The organism is Candidatus Cryptobacteroides sp. (assembly GCF_056207615.1).
On sequence record NZ_JBAEER010000023.1, the window covers coordinates 1 to 17,595 of the forward strand.

Here is a 17,595-nt window from a genome sequence, read left to right on the forward strand (position 1 = left end):
GCTGACAGAGCTTGCCCCTCAGGAGGACATCTATGTGCTCAACTTCATCGGAAGCGCATATTTCTGGGGCGACGGGACCAAGGTCGACCGTAAGAAAGCTTTCGAATACTATCTCATTTCCGCCAGGAAAGGTAATCCAGAGACCCAGTGCAAGGTCGCAAGCTGCTATGAGAGGGGCCAGGGCACCGCAAGGGATAAGGAAGAGGCTCTGAAATGGTACCAGGCAGCCGCCGGTCAGGGTTACCAGGAGGCCATCGACGCCCTCGCAAGGCTCCAGTAGCCGATATCTATCGTCCCCGGGAAGGCGATCAGACCATCTTCTCGATGATCGCGACATCGGTGTCCGGGAACATTTCGTGAATATGATTGACTATCTTCATCCTCGACTCCTCTGGAGTTCCGAGGATGATCTTTTTTACCGCAGGCTCATCATCCATGAACCTCTTCGCCCATGACGGCATATCATCTTCGACAGGAATGGCTTCAGACAAAGCTGCGTCATTGTCGAAGAACTGCTCCGGAGTCGTATTTGAGCTTGTCTGCCAGCCTGAGTAGACTAGGTCAGGTCCTCGGTAGACCCTCTCTATGTCGCCGACGAGACACCATGTGCCCATCTGGAGATATGTCAGGACGGTATCGGATATGCTCTTCTTGACAGTCGGAACAAGCATTTTCTTGTACGCCTCACCAAGACTTCTGATCTGGGCGGGAGTGACGCTCTCGGAAAGTATCATCCTCAGTTGCTTGGATTCCAGCGCACCGCTCTGGCGGATTGCATCGAGCGCCGGTTTTGCCAGCATGCGCATCAGCTTTTCATGCTTGCTGGTGGCCTTGGTCCGGGGTTTCTCCCCCAGGGCGACCCTATACTTGGGAAGGCTGCGACGGTAGTTCATCAGTTCACGGTACCACTCCTCCGTGGCGAATGCAGCCCTGTCGCCGAACATCTTTCCATAGGCAATTCCGTCCCTGACGACCTCGATCTTCCAATCCCAAGGTCCGAGTACGCCGTCGACGTCGAACCAGCAGCCGGGAGCCGTCATTTCCTCGATGGACCACCCGTAGACGGGATTTCGGAAGAACGGGATGATACCGAACTCCCTCACAACTTCAATCATCGCCTCCGGAGAGTCTATGATTTTCCTATGTTCTGCAGATTCCATGTCGCAAAAATAGCAAAAATTGCTACATTTGAATTTCATATACAACCAACGCTGATAATAACACAGAAGAACGATATGAAAAGAATGAATCTGCTGGCTGCGCTCGCATTACTCGCGCCGGCAGGCATATATGCCCAGAACAAGCCCTACATGCAGGATCTCTCCTATTATGTAGAGAATCTCGAAGTTTTCGGAGAGGGCCAGGAAGAAGGCAGGGCCTTCCACATTCCAGAGACCAACATCTCGCTCAACGGAACATGGAAATTCTTCTACACCGACTGTCCTGCTGAAGTCCCTCAGGATTTCTTCAAGCCAAGCTTCAACGACCGCAAGTGGTCCGACATCCACGTCCCATCCAACTGGGAGATGGAAGGATTCGGCCAGGCCGTGTTCCGCAATGTGTCCGCACCATTCCCTACCAACACGCCACAGGCGGCAAGGGATGCTATGATGAAGGCTCGCGGTGGTCGTCCTTGGGGCGGAGGAAACGCTGCTCAGGCACCTGTAAACCCTTATGCAGTCACTCCTCCTAACGTGCCGATGGAGGTGAACCCTACCGGCGCATACAGGACTTCATTCAATATCCCATCGTCGTGGAAGGGAGATCAGATCTTCCTCCGCTTCGAAAAGGTAGCCTCAGCGTCCTTCGTATGGGTTAACGGCGAACAGGTCGGCTACAACGAGGGCGCACATGAGCCTTCTGAATACAATATCACCAAGTATGTGAAGCCGGGCAAGAACACCCTCTCAGTGCTCGTTCTCAAGTACAGCGACGGATTCTACCTCGAGGGTCAGGACTACTGGAGGCTAGCCGGTATCTTCGATGACGTGACCGTATACTCAAGCCCTGAGACCCGCATCTGGGACTACCAGGTGGTAACTGATTTCGACGGCAGCTTCACTGATTCCAACGTCGAGCTCGCAATCGACCTCAGGTCCTTCGGCGCAGCAGTGGACGGATATTCTCTCAGCGCAGAGATCAGCAAGGACGGAAAGTCTGTCGCAAAGATGGACAAGGCAGCACTCAGCGTACATGCCGGCGGCACCAACACCGTGCATTTCCGCGCCAAGGTCGCATCTCCTCTGAAATGGACCGCAGAGACTCCTGAACTCTACACCCTCACCATGACTCTCAAGGATGCTTCCGGTAAGACCGTGGACAGCATGAGCAAGAAGATGGGATTCAAGAAGACAGAGATCAAGGACGGAGTCTTCTATCTCAACGGCCAGCCTATCAAGGTGAACGCCCAGTGCTCCCACATGCAGCACCCTACCCTCGGCCACGCGATGGACGAGGCGACAGTCCGCAAGGACATGGAGATTCTCAAGCAGTTCGGATTCAACGCTGTGAGGACCTCGCATTACCCACCTGTCAACGAATATCTCGACCTCGCGGACGAATATGGTCTCTACATCATCGACGAGGCCGGCGTCGAGGCACATGCTACCGAATGGGTATCATACCTTCCTGAATATATCCCTATGTACCAGGAGAGGGTGCGCCAGATGGTGCTCCGCGACCGTAACCACGCATGCGTGCTCTTCTGGAGCGCAGGAAATGAGTCCGGAGAAGGTCCGAACATCGGAGAGGTCGTCAGGGAAGGACGCAAGTACGACGCGACCCGCTACTGGATGTACGGAGGAAACGCGCCTAAGCATGCGGCTGAGGACATCGTAGGTCCGAGGTATCCTATACCTATCGAGCATGAACTCTCATATGGAGCTGACACCTCGGATCCTAGACCTTCATTCATGGACGAGTACCTCTCTGTCGCAGGTAACGGCGGCGGCGGATTCGACGATTTCTGGAGAGAGATCTATGACCATCCATCCCTCCTCGGCGGTGCCGTATGGGATTTCGTCAGCCCTGGACTTCTCGAGCCAGTAAGGACACTCGAGGACAAGTCCCCATATTCGACCAAGGCAAACATCATGGGTAAGGCAAAGCTCGTGAAGGGAAAGACCGGTCTCGCTATCGACCTCGACAAGCAGGACCAGTGGGTACAGGTCTACAGAGGCGACAACCTCGAGATTTCCGGAGACAAGCTCACCCTCACTCTCGACATCTACCCTCGCAAGCACAACAAGAGCGGCGGATACATGATCACCAAGGGTAACAACCAGTTCGGTCTCAAGCAGGCAGGAGCCGACAAGATCGAGTTCTACATCGACAACGGCTCGAAGGTGACCCTCTCTGGAAACCTCCCTTCAGACTGGGAGAACAAGTGGCACAACGTGACCGCCGTTTACGATTCCGAGAAGATGAGCATCTACATCGACTCCAAGGAGGTTGCCAGCCAGCCACTCACAGGAGCGATACGCAATCTTCCTCTCGGAGTCTGCATAGGACGTGATGAGGAGAAGAACGGCCAGGACACCCAAGAGTTCGTCGCAGACGCTCTCATCGACAATGTCGGAATCTTTGCCGACGCTGTCACTCCGGACATGGGCTTCGACCCCGCAAAGTCTGCACTCTGGCTCGATTTCGAGAAGGAGACCAACGAGGGAACCTTCTACACCTGGGGTCTCGGTGCACGCACCTACGGCAGCATCTGGCCAGACAGGACCATCCAGCCTGAGATGTACCAGATGAAGAAGAGTACCCAGCCATTCAACTACTCTCTCCTCGACCCAAGGACAGGAACCGTGGAGATCATCAACCGACTCGCATTCGTAAACGCTTCGGCATACAAGACCACATGGACCATCACTGCTGACGACAAGGTCGTGGCATCCGGAACCCTCGATCTCGACATCGAGCCTCTCCAGAGCAAGGCATACAACATCCCTTACACCAAGCCGGCAATCGAGGCTGGAAAGGAGTACAGGCTCAACATCAGCACGATCCTCGCAAAGGATGAGATCTGGGCAAAGAAGGGCCATGAGGTAGCTTGGGAGCAGTTCGAACTCTCAGAGTGGAACATCCCAGCCGCTCCTGCAGCAAAGCCAGCCGGAAGAGTGACCATGGAGAAGGCTGACGGTAAGATCGTGGCAAGGGGCGCAAACTTCACCTACACCTTCGACGAAGTCGGCGGAGAGCTCTGCGGAATGCAGATTGACGGTAAGGAAATGCTCACCGAGCCTCTCAAGCTCAATGTATGGAGAGCACCTCTCGCCAACGAGCTCGACGGATGGAACAACCTCCCATCACGCGCTGCAATCCTCAACAACAAGCCTGGATACGGTGCCATCGGACATAGCAGCGTCGTCGCTACCATATTCTATTCTGCAGGTCTCGACAAGGTCGGATACAGGCCTATGTCAGTCAAGGCACGCGAGATCGACGGTTCGGTATATGTCGACGTCAGGGAGTACGCTCTCTTCGGCGCAGCGACAGAGCGACAGCTCGATGCCTACATCACCGGCCGAACCAATGTCGGAATCGAGAGCGTCTACTCTTACAAGATCGATGGTGACGGAACCATCACCGTCAACCACCTCATCAACCCGGAGGGCGACGTACCTGCATGGCTCCCACGAATCGGAGTCACCATGTCTATCGACGGCTCTCTCGGAAACGTGGAGTGGTACGGTAGAGGTCCGCAGGCCTCATACCCCGACAGGAAGACCGGCTACCGCATGGGCATCTACAAGGACACCGTAGAGGACATGTATGAGCCTTACCTCGTACCTCAGGATTACGGTCTCAGGATGGACAACAGGTGGGTACGTTTCACCGACGAGAGCGGAAAGGGCCTCGAGTTCAGGATGAACGAGCCATTCGCATTCAACGCATATCCGTTCACCACCGAGAACCTTACCAGGAGCATGTACCAGTACCAGCTCGAGAAGAGCGGCGACATCACCCTCAACCTCGACTACGCGACTAGCGGCGTAGGATGTACTGCACGCTCAATCTTCGACGCCTACAGGGCATACCCTATGGGCTACCAGAGGACTATTACCATTACTCCTATCAAATAAGACTTTTAGAACAGAAAACCTATGGACAAGATCAGAACAGCCTTGGTAGAGGCATGCAACGAGATGGACAAGAAGGCAAGGGCGATGGACATGAAAGGCGTTGCCGTGGCAGCCGTACTCCCAAAGAACAGCCAGGTCGACTGGATCGGCGAGATGAAGGTAGTCGACAAGACCTATAACATCGACGACAGCGGCAAGGGATGGAACCTCGTGGCAATCGCTTGGTCAAAGGCCGGCGAGGTACTGGTTTCCGGCGCGAACAGCGGCAATCCCGAGAGGACCTGCATGGTCGGAGAGCTCAACTTTGTCGGAGGTGCTTATGACGAGAACGAGGATTACAAGTTCGCGTTCGCCTTCAGCGGAGGAATCTCGGAAGACGACCTCATCGTTGCCCAGCACGGTATCGACTGTCTGAAGTCCTTATTGAAATAACGAAACAGAAAGACCAGGAGAAGGAGTAAGGTACTCCCATTTCAGAGAAGGAGTGTCCTTCAGTGCATACACGTGCATCAGCCGGTCGCAATGGCCGCCTGCATGTGTGAGCAGGCATTCCCACCACCACCTGTCGAATTCCAGGACGGCCTCATCCTCGTGTGCCCTGAGCATCATAGAGGTATCATGGAATCTGTCACCGGGGAGCACGCCCTTGCGGACGAGGAAAGTCACCGCCTTGCAGACTACGTTCAACGGTTCGAGTCCCTTCCTCCACACATGCCAAGCATAGCCGTATACCGAGCGAATGCTTGGGTGCTTAAGGTCGGCATACACCACTCCCTTGCGCTGCATTTCCTTGCACTGCTCATAGATGCTGTCGCTCGTGATGGCATGGTCGCCATCCACCCACAGGCTATACTCATAACCCTCGAGCACGGACTGAGGATTGACCTTAGGAATAACCGCGTTCAGACGTTCATCGGGCCATGAGATCGGCAATTCATCGATATACCATGCTCCGCAGAAGTCCGGCATGTCGCCCTTCTTCGTGACGAAGCAGATGAAATCGAAACCCTTGGCCTTCCAGGCCGCAGCATTGTGGGGCTGAGCCGGCATCGGCCCGCCTTCCGGTTTGAATGTGTAGATTGCGATTGTTCCCATAAGAAAAAAAGAGGTCCCCTAGACCTCTTTATTTTTTACTACTGACTCGTAATATGAAATATAGTCGTCTTTCTGAGGGCTAGCCATCCATGCCATCGCTGAACGAGGGTGGTCGTTCTGGGATCCTGTGATCATATACGGGATGAAATAGCCCCAGTCGATCTCCTTCTTGAGAGGATTGACCTGATCCTGGATGCACTTTATGATAGGCTCGAGCTTGTACTTCGGATTCTTGAGGAAAGAAACGAGAAGCTCCAGAGGGCAGTTGCCGGCACCACGTCCGATTCCGAGCATGGTCGCGTCAAGCATGTTCGCGCCGCCGATGATGCACTCGATGGTGTTCGCGAAAGCGAGCTGGACGTTGTTGTGACCGTGGAAACCGATGGTCTTGCCAGGGAGAGCCTTGATGTACTTGGCCATGAGGCTATGTATATCCTCCGAGTAGAGGCTACCGAAGCTGTCGACGAGGTAGAAGGTACCTACCCTTGAGTTTGCGACATCCTCGAGCACCTGGTCGAGAGCCCTGTCGTTGACCTTGGAAACTGCCATGAGGTTGATGGTGGCCTCGTAACCCTTGTCCATCACATGGTGTGCAAGGTCGATGGCCTTGTCGATCTGGTAGTCGTAGCAAGCCACGCGGAACATGTCGATCACGCTCTCAGACTTTGGACGGATGTCATCGTACTGGATACGTCCGATGTCTGCCATCACCGAAAGCTTGGTCGAGGTGTTGTTGTCACCCACGATTTCGCGGATCTCATCCTCTGCGCAGAACTTCCATGGTCCGTACTCCGGACGAGGGAACTGATCAGCGCTGCTGATGTAACCGATTTCCATATAGTCGACGCCGGCCTGGACGTTGGCCTCGTATACGCTCTTGACAAATTCCTTGCTGAACTGCCACTTGTTCATCAGACCGCCGTCACGTACGGTACAGTCGAGAACCTTGATCTCTTTCCTAAACATATTATATTAAGTTCATTATTTTCTTTTCTTCCTCGATGAAATAGCGGATGAGCCTGTCGTAGAGATCCTCTACCACGTCGGAATCAAGTCCGGCCTCCTCTGCCCACTTGCGACGGTCGCTGATGGCGGCATTGCGCCTGTCCGAAGCCTCGATGCTGCTGGCGGTCTTCTCCTTGTATTTCACCACTTCCTTCACATATTCGAAGCGCTCGCTCAGAAGTCGGATGATGACCTTGTCGATATTGTCGATTTCGTTTCGCACCTCAGAAATGCTGGTGCATTCAGAAGGTAATCTGTCGTTGATTTCAAGCATTGCGCCGTTCGTTTTGGGGAAATGAGTCGTGAAGGTACGGAGCTTTCCTGCAAAATGCAAAAAAACTCGCCATAAAGCTAAAGGGGCCGACCTTCTTGGTCAGCCCCTTTAGCTTTTCTATTTAGCCCACGCGGCGCCTTCAGGAGTCCTTCTCCACTGGAAGTACGAGTCGAGTACCCACATCGCATCCTCGCTAGGCACGTCGATCATTCGAGACTCGATGCCTTTGAGGAGCATGGTCTGCTTTGCGACAGAGAATGCATCCCACTGAGGGAGGCCCTCGCCGTTAGGATTGCCGTACTTAGCGAAGTTGATCCAGTAACGGAAGATCTGATCCTCGAGGGTCTTCTCGATCTCGTCCCTTGACTTCATAGGATTGAGCTTATGGAACACATATTCCATCTCGCTGCCATGAGGAGAACCGTAACCTGCCCTTGGAGAATCCTCAGGATACTCCGGGTGCTGGTCGAAGTAGTAGAGATATGCTGGAGAATGGCCGGTCTCGGTCTGGAGCCTTGCCCATGCCCAGGTCTGCCATCCGAAGGCAGCATCACGCATGAGGTCGCGTGCTGACTTAGGCACTGCGTTCTCAGTCACAGGATAGACCTCGAGGAGAGCGTCTGCGAACTTGCCGTAACGCTCCTGTACGCTTGCGATGTGGTCCTGAGGATTGCTTGCACCACCGAAACTTGCGCCTTCGTCAGAATTGTAACCGATGAGTACAGGGATGTCGTTATAGTTGCCGGCCTCATACATCTTATACTGGTCGTCAGGAATGACATAGCCGTCAACTATTGGCCAGCCACCGCCAGGAGTAAGTCCCCTTGACATGAGCTTCTCCGCAGGAAGAGCCCTGAGTTCCTCGAGAGACGAGCAGCCGAGGTCTTCCATGATTCCGAGACCATCCTGCTCTGCATCCTTGAGAAGACGCATATTCTCGCCCGGGTAGGTTGTAGGACGTGCTGGACCGAAGGATCCGCCGCTCTCGGAGATTGCACCTGCGATGAGGCCCTTGGTGAGAGGAGACGCACAGAGCATGCTGACTGCGATACCGCCGGCAGACTCTCCGAAGATGGTCACCTTCGCCGGGTCGCCACCGAACTTCTCGATATTGTCGTGGATCCACTGAAGCGCAGCCACGAGGTCGAGGATACCGTAGTTCCCTGATACATGGTGCTCACCCTCCGCGCTACGCTCTGGGTGAGCCATGAAGCCAAGCTTGCCGAGGCGGTAAGGGATGCTAGCGTATACGACGCCGTTCTCAGCAAACACCTCCCCCTCGAAGAGAGGATCAGAGGTTGCTCCACCGGCGAAGCCGCCGCCATAGATCCACACGAACACCGGAAGCTTGTCCTTGGTAGTCTTCGCCGGAGTCCAAACATTGAGGTAGAGACAGTCCTCGCTGCAGTTGTCGTTGCCACCCTGCATAGCGGCAGGGGCGAATTCATTTGTCTCGAGGACGCCCTCCCATGGAATCACAGGCTGAGGAGCCTTCCAACGGAGGTCACCCACAGGAGGCGCAGCGAATGGGATTCCCTTATAGATTGCCATGGTTTCGGTGAGTGTACCCTGGATGGTACCACCGGTCACCTTCACCTGATCGGTGATTTCATTGCCCGCGCAAGAGCAGAGCAGCGAGGCGAGCGCGATGCTCGCGAAAATAAGTCTACGCATAATTATATTGTCAGTTAACAATTGTCCGTAAAATGACACCTCCAAGGGTGAAGTATCATGTATTTCGATTCAAAGTTACGGATTTATTCAACAAATAATTCCACCAAGCACACGCCCGGCAGCGTTTTTCAGTGTATAAATCTGCTCTTTGAGTGGGGAATTTTTCTTATCGCACGACAGCTATTTGTAATCTCTCTGTCTTGAAATAACTTCGTTAAAAATCACAAAGCTAGTAATCCAAAATAACGATATGAAATCCTATTCTATCCTCATCGCTTCTCTGCTGCTTTTGGCAGGTTGCTGCCAGAATTCAGTAGTGAAGACAGGCCCTATCATCTCAAACGAGAGAGAGACTGCCGTACGCACCGCATCTGGCATGGTCGAGGGCTACCTCGACGACGGCATCTACACTTTCAAGGGCATCCCTTATGCAAAGGCCGAAAGGTTCATGCCTCCTCAGGATCCAGACACATGGATCGACATACGCCAGTGCAAGGTCTATGGTCCGAAGGCTCCTCAGAACGCCACGCTCGCGTATGACAATTCGCCTAAGACAGACTACAACTTCGGTTTCCAGTTCAACATGGAAGCCCAGGACGAGGAGAACTGCCTCGTTCTCAACGTCTGGACTCCAGGCATCAACGACGGCAAGAAACGCCCTGTGTTCGTATGGTTCCACGGTGGCGGATACGCCGGTGGTTCAGGCATCGACCTCCCCTGCTATGAAGGACGCTCTCTCGCAGAGAAGGGCGACATCGTAGTCGTTACCCTCAACCATCGTCTCAACGTGCTCGGTTACATCGACCTCACCGCTCTCGGTGGCAAATACTCGCAGTCTGTCAACCTCGGACAGCAGGATCTCGTGAAATCCCTCGAGTGGATTAACAAGAACATCGCCCAGTTCGGAGGTGACCCAGGCTGCGTCACCATCGCAGGTCAGTCAGGCGGCGGAATGAAGGTGTCAAACGTGATGGCGATGCCGTCTGCGACCGGTCTCTATCACCGCGCAGTAGTGCAGTCGGGAACCATCCTCACCGCAGGAGCCAAGGCGGATGCCCAGAAGCTCGGTCTCTACACCGTAGAAGAGATGGGTCTCACCCCAGAGACCATGGACAAGGCTGCCGACATCCCTTATGCAGAGGTCGTTGCCGCAGGTGACAGGGCTCTTGCCCGCTGCATCGCAGAGGCCGGCGGAAACGGCCCGCTCTTCGGTCGCTACAGCTTCGGTTGCGTAGAGGACGGCGAGATCATCTGCCAGCAGCCTTTCGCAAACGGCGCCCCTGAGATCAGCAAGGACGTGCCTATGCTCATCGGAACCAACCTCAATGAGTTCACTTACGCGAACGATGTGGAGCACTCTGCTGCTGAGGTCAAGGAGCTTCTCAGCAGGAAGCTCGGCGCAGAGAAGGCCGAGGCATTCATCGCAGAATATGACAAGGTCTACCCTGGTCAGCCTGACAAGTCTATGCTCTACAGCGAGTTCGGCGCCCGTGGAAGGGCTCTCGAGCAGGCCAGGATCAAGAATGAGCAGGGCGGTGCAAAAGCTTATGTATATCTCTTTACATGGCAGTCGCCTGTCGCAAACGGCGCTCTCGGAGCATGCCACGGCATGGAGCTTCCTTTCATGTTCAACAACGTCAAGCTCCAGAGGGAGATGACCGGTGCGACCAAGGAGGCATACGAGCTCGAGGACAAGATCACCAATGCGTGGATCGCGTTCATCAAGACCGGAGATCCTAATGCCAAAGGACTTCCTAAGTGGGACCACTACGACGAGAGAGGTGCGACCATGATCTTCGACAACAAGTGCGAAGTACGCTACAACCACGACAAGGGACTTGTACGTCTGGCAAACTAGCCATCATTATAGTGTTATTATAAATTTGGTCTTGGCTGTTTTATGACAATTAATGTCTATATTTGAGACATAATCCTATCCATTATGAAAAGAACTATCCTTTTCGCAACGCTTGCATTGCTTTTCGCAGCAAATTCGTCTGACGCTTTTGCCATCACTCCAGCGGCCGATTCCACAGACGCATCAATGACCTGGGTGCTGGAATCCAAGACCATCAAGCTTAAGGGAGAGAAGAGACGCTATACTGAGGTTAACACCATACAGGTACCAGGAAGCACCGGGACCCTTGCGAAGGAAACTCTCGCACTGGGTCAGTATTACGGACGCATGATGAGGGACAGCCTCCAGCTCGGAAAGCATGGATTCCACGAGCTGCAGACCTACTATGCGATGCAGCTTGCCGACCACAAGAAGAGGATACAGGAAGGAACGGACAGCTACCCTGTCGTAGGACCAGACAGTTTCGACCCTAGCGCCCTCAAGTGGAAGAAGGCACTTTTCGGTCTCGAGGTCGGTCTGCACGAGACCAACCACATGCCGCTCGGCTTCATATCGGAATACTCGCAGATGGTCATGGGCGCCACCCTTGACATGTCCTTCATATTCGGAAAGTTCATCGTAAAGCCGTCCCTTATATTCGGCTCAGGCAAGATCAAGGAAGGAAGTCCTTACGTGGGAGGCGGTCCTGAGGGCTTCGAGAGCGTCATCTCTTCGATGCTGTGGTTCGTCAGCCCTGAAAAGTACAGCATGACAGGAAACAACTCCCGCGTGCCGTTCCATTCGGCCATGCTGGATCTCGGATACGTTGCCTTCGAAAGAAAGGGCTTCAGCATCTATCCTTACGTAGGTTTCGGTACCGAATGCTGGAACTTCTGCAGCCGCAAGGTGAGCAAGCCTATCTATGACTTCATGCCGGAGGAAATCACCATAGAGCCTGCTGCCATCAGGGCCTATGTCGTAAGCGAGGGAATCGGTTTCTCTTACGAGGCACACAAGACCACATATATGGGAAAGGGCAAGCCACATTACCTGTCTTGCCCTATCCATGCCAGAATATATACTGATCAGATTTTCAATCAGGCGACCGGTGGATTCTCACCTAGCGTCAGTTTCTCGCTGGGAATCGCTCTGCACTACCACCAGATCAAGGAGAGTCGCTAAGATTAGTTTTTCTTTCTCTTAGGGTTGGTCGGGAACCAACCCTTTTTTACGCGCTTCTCCTGCTGAATGAGCTCATAGATGGACCAGAAGCAGCTGAAGCCGGCAACGCCGAGCACCGATGCGAGGACAAGATTTGCCACGAGGAAAGAAGCGACGCAGAATCCTACGCCAATAATGGCAAAGAACCACCAGCATTCCTTACCGAAGTGATATTCTGCCTTGACTACAATAGGATGGAAGACACCTATCAGAAGAAAGGCAGCTGCTCCGAGTATGATTCCTGACCAGTTCATTTAATAATTTTTGGACTCTGTAATGATCTTTGAATAGTTCACCCGCCGAAACGGGGCTACAAAGATAGAAAAACTTGTATATTTGAAAAATTAAATTGACCTCAAAAAGACAAGATGGACACTTCGTACACATTTGACGCAGCCAAGACTGCGGAAGAACTCATCCAGTGGGTTAAGGATTATTTCGAGCAGGCAGGCCCTGCCAGCACAGCGATTCTCGGCATGAGCGGAGGAAAAGACTCAACCGTAGCAGCGGCAATTCTCTGCAAGGCTCTCGGTCCGGGCAGAGTCATAGGTGTATCCATGCCTCAGGGCTCACAGTCCCTCAACGACGCTGACAAGATCTGCGAATATCTCGGGATGAAGATGTACACTGTGAACATAGGAAAGGCATGTGACGGTCTCCTCGAGGCCATCGCCGAGGCTGGCGAGGAACTCACCAAGGCCAGCATCATGAACATTCCTCCACGCGTACGCATGACCACCCTCTACGCCATCGGTCAGACCAACAACTCGCGCGTTGTCAACACCTGCAACCTTTCTGAGGACTATATCGGATATGCCACGAAGTTCGGTGACGGAGCAGGAGACTTCTCCGTTTTCGCAAACCTCACCGTGACTGAGGTGCTCGCCATCGGAGACTATCTCGGCGTCCCTTACGCATGGGTGCACAAGACCCCGGACGACGGCCTCCCACATAGCTGTCCTGACGAGGAGAAGATAGGATTCTCATATGCAGAGCTTGATATCTATATCCGCACAGGAAAGGCTCCAGAGGGATATGTACATGACAATCCTGAAGAAGGCCCTAAGGTCGAGAAGATCGACCGTATGCACAAGGCAAACCTGCATAAGCTCCTGCCTATGCCTTCATTCAAATTCCTGAACTAAGCCAGTCAGCTACTTGTTGTAAGTGTGAAGGCTGTTCTGGGATGACGGGAGGTAATTGACTCCGTACCAGGTTATCTGCATCGCGAGGAAGGACACCAGTATTGCGACGATGGCTGCAATATCGTTCTTCCTGCGAGGGATGTGCGTACCCACGAGAGTGAGCATCCAGGTCACTGCAGCCCAGTTTTCCTTAGCGTCCCAGGTCCAATACTGACCCCACGCGGCCTTCGCCCATGCTGCGCCGCAGAGCATTCCTATCAGAAGCAGCGAGGAAGCCGTAACGAGCAGCTTGCCTGAGAGATCGGCCGGAATCCTCTTCACATAGCGGGAAAGAATGCCGCTCAGAAGCGATACTGCCAGCACCGAATATGCCAGCATATAGATAATCACATGCGGGATGAACCACAGGCTGCGAAGCGCGGGCATGAGGGTTCCGAAGCTGATGCGAGCCACCGAAATCGAGGCAAACACACACGCAAGGACAATCACCACCGGAAGAACGGCCTTGCTGTGCCATGCCCTGCGGACCTCGAAGATGGCTGCAAGAGCCAGGATAGCCATGCCCAGGAACACCAGCGGCAGCCACGGATCGCGAACCACCTTGATTATGCTGTACTGCTGCCCATACCTGTCGTAGTCGGACTGATAGAAACGGTAGCCCTTGTACCCTGACGGATGGTTCACGCTCGTGCGGAGTTCCTTTCCTCCCACCGTCAGCGTGCTCGTATACTGCTTCGGGCTGGTTCCATTCTCGTAATAGTCTATCGTGAAGTCCTTGAGCTGCACTTCGAACGGCAGAGGAACGATCTCTCCATTCGCCTTGTACGCAACATTGGTAGGTTCATCCTTGCTCACCACCATCTGGGAATCCAGCACGTCCGGAGCTCCGAAAAGTCCGCCGAAAAGTATGAGGAACAGTCCGGTGTGGCTCAAGGCCGCAGAGATGGACTTCTTCCTTATGTCCTTACATGCCGTAAGACCGAGCGAGAAGCTCAGCAGGAGCACGATCACTACGAAAGGCCAGCTGCGGTGCAGAGGCATGCCCCATGTGCCTTCCACTGCCATCAGCACGAGGGTAGAGAGCATCAGCACGACTGCCGTCCACCTGTTGGTCGCGAAGCGAGCGATGCGTGAAGAATCAGCGCGAAGCCCGAGGACCAAGACGGCTATCAGAAAAACGGCTGCGAGAATGAGCGACAGCGGGGATTCCCATATTTGAAGGTCAATCATAAGTTTCAGAATTATATGGAAAGAAAAATGTCTACCTCTCTCCACAAGGACAAAAGTAGACATTTTCCGTCAAACTATGCTAATGCATCATTTCTTCGCGGACTCGACCAAGGCCCTGTATTCAGAAGGAATGACCTTGATGAAATCCTTGAGGGATGCGTCCCAGTTGTCGAGTATCTCCCTCGCGAGCTTCGATCCGGTATGCTGGGCATGGGCACGAATCATGTCATGGAGTTCCTTGACATCCTCGCGGTTCTCCACGAGACTGAGCTCCACGAGGTCCATGTTGCACCAGAAGTCGAAGTCGTGCTTGCGGTCGAGCACATAGGCGACACCACCGGACATTCCGGCAGCGAAGTTCCTTCCGACCTGGCCGAGCACCACTACCCTACCGCCTGTCATGTACTCGCAGCAATGGTCACCGGCACCTTCGATGACAGCCTTCGCACCTGAGTTCCTGACTGCGAAACGCTGTCCTACCCGGCCGTTCACATAGAGTTCGCCCGAAGTTGCGCCATAGAGTCCGGTATTTCCTGCGATCATGTTGTCCTCGGCCTTGAATGTGCTCCTTGCCATAGGCACGATGCTCACGACACCGCCGCAGAGACCCTTGCAGAAGTAGTCATTGGTCTCTCCCTCAAGCCTGAAGTCCATACCGTTGCAGAGGAAGGCCGCAAAGCTCTGACCAGCCGAGCCACGGAACCTGACGTTCACGGTCGATGCAGGAAGGCCTTCGGCACCATAGCGTGCTGCGATGACACCCGAAAGCATGGTTCCGACGGTCCTGTCGGTATTGTGGATATCGTAATCGAGGTTAGTCTCCACCTTCCACTCGACCGAAGGATGCGCGGCCCTGATGATCTCCTGGTCGAGAACCTCTCCGATCTCATGGCTCACGCTGCCGTCGTAGCAACGGGAACCAGTGGTCTCCTCCTGATAGAGAAGCTTGCTGAAATCGAGGCTCGCGCCCTTGCTGCCAGCGTCGCACGGTCTCTTCACTATGAGGTCGCTGCGTCCGACAGCCTCCTGGAGCGACCTGAGTCCCATCTGAGCGAGATATTCCCTTACCTCGGTGGCGAGGAAAGTGAAATAGTTCTTGAGGTGCTCCGGCTTGCCGACAAACCTCTTCCTGAGTTCAGGATCCTGAGTACATATACCTGTCGCGCACTTATTAGTGTTGCACCTGCGGCACATAAGACAGCCCATCGCGATCATAGGAAGAGTTCCGAAAGCGAACTCCTCTGCACCGAGCAGAGCCATCATCACCACGTCGTGACCAGTCTTGAGCTGACCGTCCACCTGGAGGCGCACGCTGCCACGAAGATTGTTCCTCATGAGGGTCTGCTGGGCGTCCGCAAGTCCGATCTCAGGGCTGATACCGGCGTACTTGACCGATGAGGTAGGAGCTGCACCTGTACCACCGTCACCGCCGGAAATGACGACGACGTCGGCCTTTGCCTTCGCGACGCCGGCAACGATGGTGCCGACACCCTGCGAAGCGACGAGCTTGAGGCTGATCTTCGCATGAGGATTGACGTTCCTGAGGTCGAAGATGAGCTGTGCAAGGTCCTCGATCGAATAGATGTCGTGATGTGGCGGAGGTGAGATGAGCGAGATGCCAGGGATGGCATTACGGGTCTTGGCGATGATCTTATTGACCTTGAAGCCGGGCAGCTGACCGCCCTCGCCTGGCTTAGCGCCCTGAGCCACCTTGATCTGAATCTCCTCGGCATTGACGAGATACTCAGCGGTGACACCGAAACGGCCCGAAGCGATCTGCTTGGTCTTGCTTGAGAGGCTCACGCCATCGACGTCAGAGTGGTAGCGCTCGTTGTCCTCGCCACCCTCGCCGGTGTTGCTGCGAGCACCCAGCTTGTTCATGGCCAAAGCCAGCGCCTCGTGAGCCTCGATGCTCAAAGCGCCGAATGACATGGCACCGGTGACGAAGTGCTTGACGATGCTCTCGACAGGCTCCACCTCATCGAGAGGCACAGGCGTAGCGGCCTTCTTGAAGCCGAAGAAGTCGCGGATGAAGATAGGCTTCTCCTTGCCATCGACCATCTGCTCCCACTCCTTGAACTTCTTGCAAGAGCCCAGACGGGTGGCAATCTGCAGGTTGGCGATAGTCTCAGGATTCCAGGCATGGAGGATGCCGTCCTTGCGATAGTTGAACTGACCGTTGTTGGGCAAGAACTCGTTGATCTCGGCAGGCTTGAAGCCCATGTCGTGCAGACGGATGGCATCGCGAGCCACATCGCGCAGACCGATGCCGCCAATGGTAGAGACCTCGGTGCCGAAGTAGCGGCGCAGCAGGTCCTCGCCCAGACCGATGCTCTCGAAGATCTTGGCTCCGCGATAAGAGCGGATGGTCGAGATACCCATCTTCGACATGATCTTCTTGAGGCCCTTATCCACGGCCTTGATGTAGTTCTTCTCGGCGGTGCTATACTCCTCCTGGATCTTGTGCTTCTTGACCAGGTCGTCGAGCACAGCGAAGGTCATGTAAGGACAGATGGCCGAAGCACCGTAGCCCAGCAGCAGGGCAGCATGCATCACCTCGCGGATCTCACCGCTCTCGACGATGAGGGCGGTCTGTACGCGCTTCTGCACGCCGATGAGGTAATGATGCACGGCGCTGACAGCCAGCAGCGATGGGATGGCAGCATGCGTCTCGTCGATGTCGCGGTCGGAGAGGATGATGTAGTTCACGCCCTCATCGACGCTCTGCTCGGCCTTCTTGCAGAGGTCCTCGATGGCCTGACGCAGACCACTGGCGCCTTTGGCAATCTCGAAGAGGATAGGCAGCTTGATGGTATTGAAGCCCTTGTAGCGGATATTGCAGAGAATGTCGAGCTGGGTGTTGTTGAGCACAGGCTGTGGCAGGCGCACCATCTTGCAGTTCGACTCGTCGGGGGTCAGGATGCCGCTGCCCACACGACCGATGTACTCGGTGAGGCTCATGACGAGCTCCTCGCGGATAGGGTCGATGGCAGGGTTGGTGACCTGTGCAAACTGCTGACGGAAGTAGTT

General features: G+C 54.4%; 14 protein-coding genes. 6 read left to right on the forward strand and 8 right to left on the reverse strand.

Going from position 1 to position 17,595, the window contains the following annotated elements; all coding sequences use genetic code 11:
- Positions 1-280, forward strand: a 280-nt coding sequence (locus AC06ND_RS01270; protein ID WP_475677184.1) for a tetratricopeptide repeat protein, incomplete at its 5' end; no start/stop codon positions are given.
- A 28-nt stretch (positions 281-308) separates the two neighbouring features.
- Here the strand turns inward: AC06ND_RS01270 and AC06ND_RS01275 are convergent.
- Positions 309-1,160, reverse strand: coding sequence for an AlkZ-related protein (locus AC06ND_RS01275; protein ID WP_475677185.1), 852 nt, complete (start codon positions 1,158-1,160; stop codon positions 309-311).
- Between the two features lie 75 nt (positions 1,161-1,235).
- On the opposite strand from AC06ND_RS01275, the gene AC06ND_RS01280 reads away from it, so the two are divergent.
- Entirely contained in the window at positions 1,236-5,084 is a 3,849-nt protein-coding gene (locus tag AC06ND_RS01280; protein ID WP_475677186.1) for a beta-galactosidase small subunit-related protein, read from the forward strand.
- Between the two features lie 21 nt (positions 5,085-5,105).
- Positions 5,106-5,516, forward strand: coding sequence for a hypothetical protein (locus tag AC06ND_RS01285; RefSeq protein ID WP_475677187.1), 411 nt, complete (start codon positions 5,106-5,108; stop codon positions 5,514-5,516).
- On the opposite strand, the gene AC06ND_RS01290 is transcribed toward AC06ND_RS01285, so the two are convergent.
- The 4 genes from AC06ND_RS01290 to AC06ND_RS01305 form a co-directional block, all read right to left on the reverse strand.
- Positions 5,505-6,179, reverse strand: coding sequence for a hypothetical protein (locus AC06ND_RS01290; protein ID WP_475677188.1), 675 nt, complete (start codon positions 6,177-6,179; stop codon positions 5,505-5,507). The two genes, AC06ND_RS01285 and AC06ND_RS01290, sit on opposite strands and share 12 nt — an antisense overlap.
- A gap of 18 nt (positions 6,180-6,197) precedes the next feature.
- Positions 6,198-7,145, reverse strand: coding sequence for an aldolase catalytic domain-containing protein (locus AC06ND_RS01295; protein WP_475677189.1), 948 nt, complete (start codon positions 7,143-7,145; stop codon positions 6,198-6,200).
- Position 7,146: 1 nt separating this feature from the next.
- A complete protein-coding gene (locus AC06ND_RS01300; RefSeq protein ID WP_475677190.1) occupies positions 7,147-7,458 on the reverse strand; it encodes a chorismate mutase in 312 nt (103 codons plus the stop codon).
- Positions 7,459-7,575: 117 nt separating this feature from the next.
- The gene (locus AC06ND_RS01305) at positions 7,576-9,132 is read right to left on the reverse strand and encodes a carboxylesterase/lipase family protein (protein ID WP_475677191.1); all 1,557 of its coding nucleotides are present in this window, start codon (positions 9,130-9,132) and stop codon (positions 7,576-7,578) included.
- A 250-nt stretch (positions 9,133-9,382) separates the two neighbouring features.
- Between AC06ND_RS01305 and AC06ND_RS01310 the strand changes: the two genes are divergently transcribed.
- The gene (locus AC06ND_RS01310; protein WP_475677192.1) at positions 9,383-10,990 is read left to right on the forward strand and encodes a carboxylesterase/lipase family protein; all 1,608 of its coding nucleotides are present in this window, start codon (positions 9,383-9,385) and stop codon (positions 10,988-10,990) included.
- Between the two features lie 84 nt (positions 10,991-11,074).
- Positions 11,075-12,151 (forward strand): hypothetical protein, encoded by a 1,077-nt coding sequence (locus tag AC06ND_RS01315; RefSeq protein ID WP_475677193.1) that lies wholly within the window; start codon positions 11,075-11,077, stop codon positions 12,149-12,151.
- Positions 12,152-12,153: 2 nt separating this feature from the next.
- On the opposite strand, the gene AC06ND_RS01320 is transcribed toward AC06ND_RS01315, so the two are convergent.
- The gene (locus tag AC06ND_RS01320; protein ID WP_475677194.1) at positions 12,154-12,444 is read right to left on the reverse strand and encodes a DUF4491 family protein; all 291 of its coding nucleotides are present in this window, start codon (positions 12,442-12,444) and stop codon (positions 12,154-12,156) included.
- A 114-nt stretch (positions 12,445-12,558) separates the two neighbouring features.
- Between AC06ND_RS01320 and nadE the strand changes: the two genes are divergently transcribed.
- Positions 12,559-13,335: an NAD(+) synthase gene (nadE, locus tag AC06ND_RS01325; protein WP_475677195.1), complete on the forward strand. Its 777-nt coding sequence runs from the start codon at positions 12,559-12,561 to the stop codon at positions 13,333-13,335.
- Between the two features lie 9 nt (positions 13,336-13,344).
- Here nadE and AC06ND_RS01330 read toward each other — a convergent pair whose 3' ends face one another.
- Positions 13,345-14,565 carry a cytochrome c biogenesis ResB family protein gene (locus tag AC06ND_RS01330; RefSeq protein WP_475677196.1) on the reverse strand — a complete coding sequence of 407 codons (1,221 nt, stop codon included), beginning with the start codon at positions 14,563-14,565 and terminating at the stop codon, positions 13,345-13,347.
- Positions 14,566-14,652: 87 nt separating this feature from the next.
- Positions 14,653-17,595, reverse strand: a 2,943-nt coding sequence (gene gltB / locus AC06ND_RS01335) for a glutamate synthase large subunit (RefSeq protein ID WP_475677197.1), incomplete at its 5' end; no start/stop codon positions are given.

What these genes read in the sequence shown, in the direction of transcription:
- AC06ND_RS01330 (WP_475677196.1), bottom strand. Translation starts at nt 14,565, where the DNA reads ATGATTGACCTTCAAATATGGGAATCCCCGCTGTCGCTCATTCTCGCA.
- AC06ND_RS01275 (WP_475677185.1), bottom strand. Translation starts at nt 1,160, where the DNA reads ATGGAATCTGCAGAACATAGGAAAATCATAGACTCTCCGGAGGCGATG.
- AC06ND_RS01295 (WP_475677189.1), bottom strand. Translation starts at nt 7,145, where the DNA reads ATGTTTAGGAAAGAGATCAAGGTTCTCGACTGTACCGTACGTGACGGC.
- AC06ND_RS01300 (WP_475677190.1), bottom strand. Translation starts at nt 7,458, where the DNA reads ATGCTTGAAATCAACGACAGATTACCTTCTGAATGCACCAGCATTTCT.
- AC06ND_RS01320 (WP_475677194.1), bottom strand. Translation starts at nt 12,444, where the DNA reads ATGAACTGGTCAGGAATCATACTCGGAGCAGCTGCCTTTCTTCTGATA.
- AC06ND_RS01290 (WP_475677188.1), bottom strand. Translation starts at nt 6,179, where the DNA reads ATGGGAACAATCGCAATCTACACATTCAAACCGGAAGGCGGGCCGATG.
- AC06ND_RS01310 (WP_475677192.1), top strand. Translation starts at nt 9,383, where the DNA reads ATGAAATCCTATTCTATCCTCATCGCTTCTCTGCTGCTTTTGGCAGGT.
- AC06ND_RS01305 (WP_475677191.1), bottom strand. Translation starts at nt 9,132, where the DNA reads ATGCGTAGACTTATTTTCGCGAGCATCGCGCTCGCCTCGCTGCTCTGC.
- AC06ND_RS01285 (WP_475677187.1), top strand. Translation starts at nt 5,106, where the DNA reads ATGGACAAGATCAGAACAGCCTTGGTAGAGGCATGCAACGAGATGGAC.
- AC06ND_RS01280 (WP_475677186.1), top strand. Translation starts at nt 1,236, where the DNA reads ATGAAAAGAATGAATCTGCTGGCTGCGCTCGCATTACTCGCGCCGGCA.
- AC06ND_RS01315 (WP_475677193.1), top strand. Translation starts at nt 11,075, where the DNA reads ATGAAAAGAACTATCCTTTTCGCAACGCTTGCATTGCTTTTCGCAGCA.
- nadE (WP_475677195.1), top strand. Translation starts at nt 12,559, where the DNA reads ATGGACACTTCGTACACATTTGACGCAGCCAAGACTGCGGAAGAACTC.